Genomic DNA, 12115 nt, shown 5'->3' with positions numbered 1-12115 from the left:
GTTTTAAAATTTGATATTAAGGTTAAGGCCGATGTTCCTGGTGGTTGGCGCGCTGCCGTACTCTAAACCCTGCGCGTTGCTGTTATTGTAGTTAGATTCAGGGTCGAGGTTGCCTGTTTTCTTCATCAAAATAACTACGTTACGTGCAACAAGGCCAATTGTAGCACCCTTTACATTAATCTTGTTGAGCAATGATGAAGGGATCTGGTAGTTCAGGATGATCTGCCTTAGCTTAATAAAGTCCGATTTAAATACAGTGGGGGTTGCAATATTAGAGTGGATGCTTCCAAAGTAGTTTTGCGAGGTAGAGCTAACTGTATTTGGCGTACCCTGCTCATTAACACCTACACCTATTATACCACCATCGCGGCCTTCCAAAGTCTCAGGTGCTAAACCAAAGCGGTAAGCAAAAGCTTTCGACCCTGAATAGATATAGCCACCAAACTTGGCATCTATCAATGTACTTAAAGAGATGCGTTTGTACGTAAATGTATTGGTAAAGCCCATTGCATAAGGCGCAACGCCAGAACCGTATACGATAAGGTTACCTTTTTGAGGCGCACCGCCAGCGCTGTAAACAATGTTGCCGCTTGCATCCCGCTTATAATCGAACCCGGTTATTTGTCCGTATGGTTTACCCACTATCTGGTCGATAAACGAGGTCCCGTAACGGCTTTGATCTACACGCAGCGTAGTAAGGTTTTGGTACAGGCTAAGCACCTCACTTTTGTTATAGGAAATGTTAAAGGAAGTATTCCAGCTGAAAGATTTGGTTTTAAAAGGCGTACCACCAATTAATAATTCGATACCCTTATTACTTATCGCACCCACATTATATAAGGCGGTGCTGTAACCCGATGCCAGCGAAACCGTTGCCGCTACAATGTCGTTACGGGTTTTACGGTTGTAAAGGGTTACGTCAAGGTTAAACCTGTCGTTAAACATCCTGGTTTCCACACCAATTTCCGATGTAGTAGAAGTTAGTGGCTGCAGGTTTACGTTAGGGATATTGGTGTTATTGATCTGGCCAAGCGGTGCCCCCAAGTTGGTTCCGTTTAGCGCGTAGTTGAGCGACAAGTTGTACGGATCGGTATCACCGCCGGCCTGCGCCCAGGCTGCTCTTATCTTTAAGTAGTTGAAAACCTCAGGCAGTTTTAAAGCTTCGGAAGCCACAAAACTTAACCCTACCGATGGATAAAGAATGCTGTTTTTACCAGACGACAGGGTAGAGAACCAATCGTTACGGGCCGACGCGTTCAGATACAAAAAGCTCTTGTAAGATACTTCGGCAGTACCGTATACCGAGTTGATCCTTTTTTCGATATGGGCGTTGCTGTAAGTACGGTTTGCAGCGTCGATATTAGACAGATCGTAAAAGAAAGGGATATTGAATGAGTTAGATGCCGAAAAATCGTTACCATCGGTTACCTGCTTTAAAAAGTTTGACCCTACTATACCGTTAACATTAATATCCTTTGTAATATTCTTATTAGCCCCTATCATAAACTCGGTGTTCTGTTCATTATAAGTTCTGTTGTGTATAGTTAAGCCACCTCTTAACTGGTAAGCTGTACCATAAGGGATGATCTCGCTTTCGGTGTAATTAAAGTAGTTTAAACCGAACCTTGCCTTGGTGTACAACCAATCGGTAATTTGCCATTTTGGCTCAATTGCGCCAATGATACTGTTCTTCTTATCGTTTTCTTTAAAATCTTCAACACCATAGTAAGGATTCACGGTGAAGAGGTTATCGTTCCATGGGTTATCATACCCATTTGCATCGTACTTCTTCTCTCTCAATAAAGAAAGCGGAATAGTTGAAGGCAGTGCCAATATCCCGAAGGTAGAACTACCCGCCTCACCCAATACCCGCGGCCTGTTGTGGTTCTTTTCGGCTATGTATTTGGTATTGATTAAAATAGAAAGCTTTTTGCCCAGGTTACTGTTTAGATTCAACGCGAAGTTGTTGCGATCAGTAGTGTTAGTGGGCAAAATACCGTTGTAATTTACATTACTGTAGGAGAAGCGGTATTTGGTGCTCTCTGTGGAACCGGTTAAGGCAACGTTGCTGGTAATGTTTTTACCGGTTTGGTAAAAATTGCCGTAGTTATTATCCTGCGCAACGTATGGGCGCAAAACGCCGTCGTAAAACATCGCGTCGGAGCCATCGAGCTTGCCGCCCCAGCTAAAACGGCCGGCCTTTGCCTGTGCAATTGTAGCTGGTTTTACACCGCCTGTACCATGGCCATATTGGGTTTGGTAACCCAGGTCGGGTATCAGTAGGGTTTCCATTGCAGCATTCAAACCAAGTTCCACACCTACGCCCTGCCCGGCTTTTGCAGATTTGGATGTGATCAATATCGCACCGTTTGATGCTCTTGAACCATATAAGGCTGCTGCGGTAGCGCCTTTAAGCACGCTCACGGTTTCAATTTCGTCGGGGTTTAACTGGGAGATCCCATCGCCTTTATCGTAACCCTGGGCATCGCCTTTTGTCCACGATACAATTGGGCCAAGTGTGCTCGGGTCGTTGTTGATGGGTACACCATCAACCACAATTAGCGGCTGGTTGTTGCCGGAGATAGATCCACTACCCCTAATGGTGATACGCGTTGAGCCATTGGCGCCTGTTGCAGGGGGCGAAATGTTTAAACCTGCCACTTTGCCTTCCAGGCCATTAGCAAGGTTAACGCTGCGTGCTTCGGTTAGCTCCCCGCCTTTTACTTCGGTTACCGCGTAGCCTAACGATTTCTTTTCTTTTTTGATACCCAGTGCGGTTACCACCACCTCGCTTAGCGAGGCATTGCCCGAGCTCAAAGTGATTTTTATGCCAGAGGTTTCACCTTTTAACTGGTAATCCTGGGTTTTGTAACCGATGTAACTTACCACGAGGGTGGCAGTCGCCGACACATTGATAGAGAACGCGCCTTTGTTATCGGTAGTGGTGGCATTACTTATAGCCGCTTTATTATACACTGTGGCGCCTATTAAAGGCTGCCCGTCATCGCCCATAACCACACCGGAGACCTTTTGTGATTGTGCGAATGCGGTACTCAGAAAAACAAGGCCTAATAAGGCCAGGAAAATAATTTTTTTCATAAACAACTGATTGTTGAGTTAATTAAGGTTTATAAATGGTTTTTGATAAGGACACGGAGCAGCACCATATGGCTTGCAGCTTCTCACACTGCCGCATAAATCGTCCGTTTAATCCTGTTGCGCTTGCACCTCCGCATACGGAGATTTGGACAGCCTTAGTAAGTTTGATGTATAGGTTTTCTCATTTTAAATTGGTTTGGTTTATCAATTCACCGGCGCGCGGATTGGTTGGCCATACGCACAGGCATAAATTCATTTTTATTTAAGCTTATTATATCACGGCGCACAATCAGCAGCGTTGCCAACCTTACCGCGGTACTAAAATTATAATTGGTTAATGGCCATGCCGGGAAGGCACAATCATGTGGTACAATGTTATGTAATGGGCTTTCACATGCCCTTATCAAGGCGTGCCATAACTTATCAATTGATGCATCCGCCGGTTTTGATGCTTTTTTTACAGTCGTAAGCCCTAAACTTGTTTAAGTAAGCCCGGGGTAAAGAGGGGGGAGCATATTATCAATACATGCCATTGTGTGTCGTGTTACAGCTAAATGCTGTGCCATTTGTGTTTGGAAGGTGTGTTTATTTAAATTTTACCCCGTCAAACTGAAAAACCAATTATAAAAGCCGATTAACTGTTAAATTGCCAGCTATTGATTGCTGAACCTGCAAAGTGTGTTGCTTTGCCATATCAACCGTATGGGATCTCTTATGCTCTATTATCAAATAGCGGCCGCCCGCATTATTAAATTACGTGCCCGGTTTTCCAAAATCTGGTTGCTGCTTTGTGTAGCCTGCTTACTGCTGCCAGGCACCAGGGTACACGCGCAGGTAAAAAATGTGGTACAGTTTACCCATTTAACTACAGCCAACGGGCTTTCGCAAAGCAGCGTGGTTTGTATATTAAAAGATAGGTATGGCTTTATGTGGTTTGGCACGCAGGATGGGCTAAACAAGTACGACGGGTACAAATTCAAAGTTTACCGTAATAGCCCCGCAGATAAAAAAAGCATCCCAAATAATAACATCAGGTGCATGTTGGAGGATCATGCGGGCAATTTATGGGTAGGCACTGTGGGCGGAGGATTGGCCATGTACGATAGGAACAGCGACTCGTTCATTGCCGTAACTGCTACGGAAACAGGGAACGAAAAAATAGGTGCCAAAATAATTAAAGCTATTTACGAGGACAGGAAACATAATTTGTGGGTGGGCACGGTATCTGGGTTCAACAGGTATAACCCCCAAACAAAAAAGCTCGAGCCGCATATCTTTGATAACGTGCAAATAGACAACATCAACAGCATTTATGAGGATAGCCACGACAATTTGTGGATAGGCACATTATTCGGGGTAAATAAATGGGACAAGAACACCGATACTTTCAGGCAGTTTAGCGCGGGGACCGCAACAGGCCGGGGCCTTAGCGCCAACAACATCAATACCATATACGAGGACGAAACAGGGAAGGTATGGATTGGCTCGGTTGATGGTTTGAATTTATACGACAACGAGACCGAAACTTTCCGGGCATACAAAAAGGACCTTAAAAACCCAGCCGGCCTGCGCGATGGCGTTATAAGGGCAATATGCAAAGCAGGCGACGGAAAGCTTTGGGTAGCCACAGAGCTTGCCTTGGAGTTGTTCGACCCGGTTAAGAATACCTTTACCCACTTTAGGCAAAGCAGCAAAGATGTACGCTCGTTAAGCAGCAGCTCTATCTCCTCCTTACTGCTTGATGACCAGGGTATCCTTTGGGTAGGCACTTATGCAAAAGGCATCAACAAGTACGATAAAAATCAATTTAAATTTAATCTGTACAAAAACTTTGGCACCGATGCGCTGAATATCAACGCCAACATTGTAACATCGTTCAGCGAGGTACCAAACGGCGATATCTGGATTGGCACCGATGGTACGGGCTTATACCGATGGACAAGGGGGAGCAACAAATTTGAGGCCTTTAACCCCGCAGCCAAAGAGAATTATTTTGCGAGCCTTTCTGTTTTGTGTATGCAGCTTAGCCGTCAAAAAGATTATCTATGGGTGGGCACTTATGATGAGGGGCTGGCAAAGGTGAATTTAAAAACCAAAGCCCGGACCTATTATACTGCGGGCACTACCGATCGCAACCTTGGTAATCAATCGGTATACGCTTTGCTGGAAGACAAAAAAGGTAATATTTGGATAGGCACCAACGGCGGCGGGGTAAATGTATTAAACCCGGCCACAAACCAAATTAAACGGCTGGAACTAAAAGTAGGCAAACGAAAGAACAGCGCCAATTACATCCGGTCGTTTTACGAGGACAAAAGCGGGAATATATGGATAGGCACTATTGCACACGGCGTAATTGTTTACAACCCCCAAACCGAAAAGTATGTAGCCTATAACAAAGCCGAGCACAACCTCGGCAGCGATGCCATTTTCTCCACATTCGGCGATAGTAAAGGCAATATTTGGGTGGGTACCATGGGCGGCGGGCTATCCTTATTCAATCCGCAGCAAAACAACTTTAAACGGTACACCGAAAGCCAGGGACTTGCCAATAACATTGTAAACTGCATCTTAGAGGACAAGTATGGATACTTGTGGCTCAGTACCGATAATGGCTTAAGTCGCTTTGATTCCAAAACCGGCCAATTTAAAAATTACACCAGCAGCAGCGGTTTGCAAAGCAACGAATTTAGCATCGGCGCGGGCCATAAGCTGAGCACCGGTGAATTAATTTTTGGCGGGCTGGAAGGTTTTAACATTTTTATGCCGGGCAGTTTAAAGGACAATCCCTACGTGCCGCCCGTGGTGATAACAGATTTCCAGCTTTTTAATAAACCGGTACCCATCACCATTAACACCCCCCCATTAGCAGAAAACATCAATACAAATAAGGAGATCACTCTATCCTACGACCAATCGGTATTTACCCTGGAGTATGCGGCGTTGGGTTATACCGTACCCGACAGGAACATGTATGCCTATATGCTGGAGGGTTTTGATGAAGGCTGGAACTATGTTGGTACAGAACGGAAAACAACTTATACCAATCTCGACCCGGGAACTTACACTTTTAAAGTGAAGGCGTCCAATAACGATGGTCTATGGAATGAAAGCGGCACATCCGTAAAAATTATCATTCTGCCCCCCTTCTGGAAAACCACTTGGGCTTACCTGGTGTACATTGCCATGGTTGCGGCTGCACTTTACCTGGTTTATAAGGAAATAAAATCCCGTGAGAAGTTAAAAAGCGAGGTACACTACCAAAAATTGCTTACCGAAAAAACAAAGGAGCTCAATCAACTCAAGCTCAACTTTTTCACTAATCTTTCGCATGAACTGCGCACACCGCTTTCTTTGATACTCGACCCGCTGCGGAAGATCAAAAACGAAAACATTACTGTACCGCAGGCAAAAAAATACAGCAACCTGGTTTTTAATAATGCATCGATGCTGATGAACCTGGTTAACCAACTGTTAGATTTCCGGAAGGTTGAGACCGGCAGCTTTAAACTCGATGCTCATAAAATTGAGGTTATTGGCCTCATCAAAAACATTTTCAACGCTTTTATCGCCCGGGCAATGGAACGCAACATCCACTACTATCTCGACCTGAAAGTAGATCAGCTGGAAGCCTGGATAGACACCGATAAGCTGGAGAAGATAATGTATAACCTTATCCCCAATGCTTTTAAATATACGCCGGATTTTGGTGTAATTATGATATTGGTTAAAAAAGGTGTTTTAACAACCAACAATGGCGAATTAAAAGATGCGATAGAGATCCATATAAAAGATTCGGGCGTGGGTATTCCTGATGAGTTAAAGGATAAGATATTTGATATTTTTTACCAGATCAAGGGCAGCTCCAGGTTCGAGAAAGAATCCAGTGGTATCGGTTTGGCGCTTACACGCGAGCTTGTGCTGCTGCACAACGGCGAAATATTAGTAACCGATGCCGAAAACCAAGGCACCGATTTTATAGTAAAAATACCCATTGGCGAAGAGAATTTTCACCTTACAGAGGCGCAGCCAGGCGAAGAAATAAAAATCACCGACACCCAAAATGCTATAACCGAACCAGCGGCAACAGAATACAAATTATCCGAAGAAAAGATCTCGAGCATCCCTATTGTACTTATTGTAGAGGATAACCAGGATCTGAGGGAATATGTTGCCGATGAGCTGGAGGGTGCCTACCATGTGGAACAGGCATCAAACGGTGTGGAAGGATTAAAAAAGGCGGTAGATCTTATCCCCGATATTATCATAAGTGATATTATGATGCCGGACGGAGACGGGCTGGAGCTTTGCAATAAACTTAAGGCCGACGAAAAAACCAGCCATATCCCTATCATTTTGCTAACTGCCAAACAAACCGACGAGAACAAAATTGAAGGCTATAACGTAGGTGCAGATGATTACATTTCCAAACCATTCAACGTAACTCTTTTAGCTGCGCGGATCCATAACATCCTCGAATCGCGTAAGAAACTGCGGGAACTATTTTCAACACACACCGATGTTTCCATCGAAGCTTCGGCTATTACCGATATCGATAAGGAATTCCTCAAAAAAGTGGTAAAGATAATTGAAGAAAATCTGTCGTACTTAAATTTTGATATCGATAAACTGGCCACGGCGTTAAAAATGAGCAGGCGGCAGTTGTACCGCAAGCTCAACGCGCTTACCAACCAAACTGCCCATGATTTTATCACCAACACCCGGTTAGAGCACGCAGCTGCATTGCTGATAACCGGCGATTTCACCATATCAGAGATCGGCTATAAGGTTGGTTTTTCAGAACCTTCCAACTTTAGTCGCTCCTTCACCAAAAAATTTGGCAAAAGCCCCAAAAGGTACCTGTCCGATCTAAAAGTTGTTTAACCGGTGCTTTGCGCCTCAATATTGAATGCTCTCTGTATCCCCAATTCGAGGCCCCTCAATTCTGCCAGCCCTCTTAAACGGCCAATGGCTGAGTATCCCGGATTGGTTTTTTTGCGGAGGTCATCCAGCATTTTGTGCCCATGATCCGGCCGAAAAGGCATCGTAAGATCTGTTCGCCCGGCGGCGGCCCGCTTTTTCTGTTCTTCCAGTAATGCCTTCATTACGGCATACATATCTACATCGCCGGTTAAATGATCGGCCTCGTAAAAATTGCCGTCAGCATCGCGCTTTGTACTACGCAGGTGTATAAAATGGATCCGTTCGCCCAAACGCTCTACCATACCGGGCAGGTCGTTATCCGCAATCACCCCAAAAGAACCCGTGCAAAATGTTAAGCCGTTATTGGGGCTATCAATAGCGTTATAAATATCTACGATATCCTGCTCATTACTCACCACCCTCGGCAGGCCTAAAATAGGGTACGGCGGGTCATCCGGGTGAATGCACATCAGCACGCCTGCCTGCTCGGCAGCCGGGATCACATCGCGCAGAAAATCGGCAAGGTTGGCCTTAAGTGTCACCGCATCAATATTGCCGTAAGATGCCAGCATGTCTAAAAATCTTTCCGTGTTGTACCCCTCCTGTGAACCGGGTAAACCGGCAATTATATTGCTAACCAGTTGTTGTTTATCCGCTTCGGTTAAGCCATCGTAATATGCTTTTGCTTTTATTTTAAGCTTTTCGGGGTAATCTTTTTCTGCGCCGGGGCGGTTCAGGATATAAGCGTCGAAAGCGGCAAAGGCAGCAGTATCAAAACGCAGCGCGGTTGAGCCATCGGGCAATAAGTAATCCAGATCGGTACGCGTCCAATCCAATATGGGCATAAAGTTATAACAAACTATGCCCAAACCGCATTGCCCAATATTGAGCAGGCTTTGGCGATAGTTTTCTATGATCTGCTTGTAGTTGCCACTGCGCTTTTTAATATCCTCGTGCACCGGCACGCTCTCTATTACCGCCCAGGTTAAACCCGCGTCTTCTATAATTTTCTTCCTTTTTTGTATCTCATCAACCGGCCAAACTTCGCCGGTAGGGATATGATGTAGCGCCGTTACTATGCCGGTAGCGCCGGCCTGCCTGGCATCGGCAAGACTAACCGGATCGTTGGGCCCGTACCAGCGCCATGTTTGTTGTAAACTCATGTAATAAAATTTATCCGTCTAAAATACAAAGTATATGCATGAAATGGTCTGCTCTCTTTAACTAATATATAAATTATAACAGCCATATATTCATCGCTTAAAAATGGGATTCCGTCTATGTTTGCCTCCCCTCCGTCTATTGCATTTTCACCTTCAAGCCCATAATTGTTTATTAGTGAAATTATTAAACCTTAAAAAAATGATGAAAAAACTATTAACCACCACAGCGCTTGCAATTGTTATTATAACCGCTTGTTTTGCTGCAGACATAACCGGCAAATGGACCGGCAAAATTATGGACCAGTATGATATCGCCTATGATTTTAAGGTAGACGGTGAAAAACTGACCGGTTCAACCACCGGCCCCGAAGGCAACGTAATCAATATTGAAAATGGCGTTATCAAAGGTGACGACCTTTCCTTTAGTATCAAATTCATGGATAACACCATGAAAATTACCGGCAAAGTAAAAGACGATACAATTACCCTCACCATGCCCGGCATGAACGGCGGCGAACCGATGAATGTAGTTCTGAAAAAGGCAAAATAAGTATAGCCAATAATATAAAAAGGGCAATCCGCTAATGTGGATTACCCATTTTATATTATATGCCGTGAGCTATTTATGCTTGCCGCCCATAAAAAACACCAGTTCGCCGCCGTTCATAATTTCCTGGTGGGTAATGGTGAGGCCGGTTAAAGGCTTACCGTTCAGTGTCATTTTTTGAATGTAAACGTTCTTTTCGCTTTGGTTTTTTACGGTGATGGTAAATGTTTTACCACTGCCTACCTGTATGGTGGCGTTATTAATGGCCGGACTGCCAATGGCGTAATCGTTTGATGCCGGCGCAACCGGGTAAAAGCCCAGCGTACTGAAGATGTACCAGGCGCTCATCTGGCCGGTATCGTCATTACCGCCCAAACCATCCGGGGTTGGCTTGTACATACGGTTTAATATCATGCGGATGCGTTCCTGTGTTTTCCATGGCTTATCGGTCCAGTTGTACAGGTAAGCCACATGGTGCGATGGCTCGTTGCCATGCACGTAATTACCAATGATGCCGTCGCGGGTAATGTCTTCGGTTTCAGCAAAATATTTATCAGGCAGTTCCATCGTGAACAACGAATCGAGGTAGCGCACAAAGCGCTTGTCGCCGCCCATCAGTTTGATGAGGCCTTCCGGATCCTGTGGTGCAAACAAGGTGTAGTTCCAGGAGTTACCCTCAATGAAACCTTCGTTGATAGTACTTAACGGGTCGAACTTGGCGCGGAAGGTACCGTTGGCCAGTTTTGGGCGCATAAAGCCTACAGCAGGGTCGTATACATTTTTATAGTTTTCGCTGCGTTTAATGAATTCGTTGTAAATGTCCATCTTGTTCAGCTTTTTGGCCATTTGCGCTATCGCCCAGTCGTCGTAAGCATACTCCAAAGTATTGGATACCGATACCCCCGTTTTTTCATCGGGGATGTAGCCTTTGTCAATATACTCACCAATGCCTTCATAGCTGCGGTGGCGAGCGGTAGTTACTGCGGCTTCCAGTGCTTTGTTGGCATCAAATGGCGCATTGCCTTTTACCACGGCATCTGCCAAAACAGATACGCTGTGATAGCCGCTCATACACCAGTTTTCATTACCGCTGTTGCTCCAAACGGGCAGCATGTGCTCGGGGCTCTGGTCGTAATGTACCAGCATCGATTTCACCATATCGGCATTGCGCTGCGGCTCAATAATATTAAACAGCGGGTGCAGGGCGCGGTAGGTATCCCAAAGCGAGAAGGTGGTGTAATTGGTAAAGCCATCGGCTTTGTGTATGTTCTGGTCGATGCCTTTGTATTGGCCATCCACATCCATATAAACGGTTGGGTTTATCATGGTGTGGTACATGGCGGTATAAAAATCCTGCTTTTTCTCTATGCTGCCATTAACGGTAATTTTCTCTAAGGCGGTTTCCCAAAGGGCCTGGCCATCAGCTTTTACCTTGTCGAAATCCCAGCCCGGTACTTCTGCCTGCATATTGGCCATTGCGCCATCCATGCTCACCGGCGAGAGGGCAAATTTTATTTTGATCTTCTCATCCGCTTCGGTTTTAAAATCGAAGTAAGCGCGGATCTGTTTGCCGGCTATCTCGGGGAAGTTTTTTGTTTGGTTGAACTTACCCCAGAAACCTCCGTAAACCTGCCGCTTTTCGTACTTTTTAAAGCCATACTGGGTGAACTTTTTATTGAACGTCATGGCGAAATACAGGGTACGCGTGCGTGCCCAGCCATTGGTTTGGCGGTAACCTACCAGGGTGCTATCATTTAATATTTTTACGTACGTCCAAACGGTTTTATCAGGATAATTATAGATGCCTGCCATCAGATCGAGGATGACGTGCGACTGGTCTGATTTCGGAAAAGTATACTGATGGAACCCCACACGTGCGCTGGTGGTCATTTCGGCGGTGATATTGCTTTCATCAAGCTTCACTTTGTAATAGTTGGCTTCGCTTACCTCGTTTGCATGCGAAAAAGCCGAGCGGTAACCGCTGCCCGGTTTATCTGCCGTGCCGGGGTTAAGCTTTAAGGCACCCACGGTAGGCATAATGAGGAAATCGCCCAGATCCGAGTGCCCCGTTCCGCTGAAATGGGTATGGCTAAAGCCTACAATGGTTTTATCATCGTACTGGTAACCGGCGCAATACTTATATACATCGGGGTTGTACTTGCCATTAAGCTCGTAGCTCGGGGTATCCGTTTCGGGGCTTAGCTGCACCATGCCAAATGGCACGGTTGCGCCCGGGTAGGTGTGGCCCATACGCTGCGTGCCAATGATAGGCTTTACGTATTGTACCAGTTTTTCGTGAGCGGGAGTTTGAGCGGAGGCCTTTAAGCCGGCAAAAAGTATTACAGCTGCTAATAATTTCTTCATTAGTGGGCGATAGTGTACG

The 12115-nt window shown here is 45.5% G+C and carries 5 protein-coding genes; 2 read left to right on the top strand and 3 right to left on the bottom strand.

Going from position 1 to position 12115, the window contains the following annotated elements; translation table 11 throughout:
- Positions 1–3 precede the first annotated feature (3 nt).
- Positions 4–3099, bottom strand: a complete 3096-nt coding sequence (locus IDJ77_RS08085; RefSeq protein ID WP_191188432.1) for a SusC/RagA family TonB-linked outer membrane protein — start codon at positions 3097–3099, stop codon at positions 4–6.
- A 714-nt stretch (positions 3100–3813) separates the two neighbouring features.
- Here IDJ77_RS08085 and IDJ77_RS08080 point away from each other — a divergent pair.
- A complete protein-coding gene (locus IDJ77_RS08080) occupies positions 3814–7983 on the top strand; it encodes a hybrid sensor histidine kinase/response regulator transcription factor (protein ID WP_191188431.1) in 4170 nt (1389 codons plus the stop codon).
- Here the strand turns inward: IDJ77_RS08080 and uxuA are convergent.
- Positions 7980–9185 (bottom strand): mannonate dehydratase, encoded by a 1206-nt coding sequence (uxuA, locus tag IDJ77_RS08075; protein ID WP_191188430.1) that lies wholly within the window; start codon positions 9183–9185, stop codon positions 7980–7982. The two genes, IDJ77_RS08080 and uxuA, sit on opposite strands and share 4 nt — an antisense overlap.
- 199 nt (positions 9186–9384) lie before the next feature.
- Here uxuA and IDJ77_RS08070 point away from each other — a divergent pair, with 199 nt between their 5' ends.
- Complete coding sequence (locus tag IDJ77_RS08070) at positions 9385–9735, top strand: glycoside hydrolase (protein ID WP_191188429.1); 351 nt, start codon at positions 9385–9387, stop codon at positions 9733–9735.
- Between the two features lie 69 nt (positions 9736–9804).
- On the opposite strand, the gene IDJ77_RS08065 is transcribed toward IDJ77_RS08070, so the two are convergent.
- Positions 9805–12096 carry a GH92 family glycosyl hydrolase gene (locus tag IDJ77_RS08065; protein ID WP_191188428.1) on the bottom strand — a complete coding sequence of 764 codons (2292 nt, stop codon included), beginning with the start codon at positions 12094–12096 and terminating at the stop codon, positions 9805–9807.
- Positions 12097–12115 lie beyond the last annotated feature (19 nt).

It is taken from the genome of Mucilaginibacter pankratovii, from assembly GCF_014773265.1.
GTDB classification, from domain to species: Bacteria; Bacteroidota; Bacteroidia; order Sphingobacteriales; family Sphingobacteriaceae; genus Mucilaginibacter; species Mucilaginibacter pankratovii.
The sequence above is the reverse complement of the archived record's forward strand: the minus strand, read 5'-3'. Positions and strand labels throughout refer to the sequence as shown.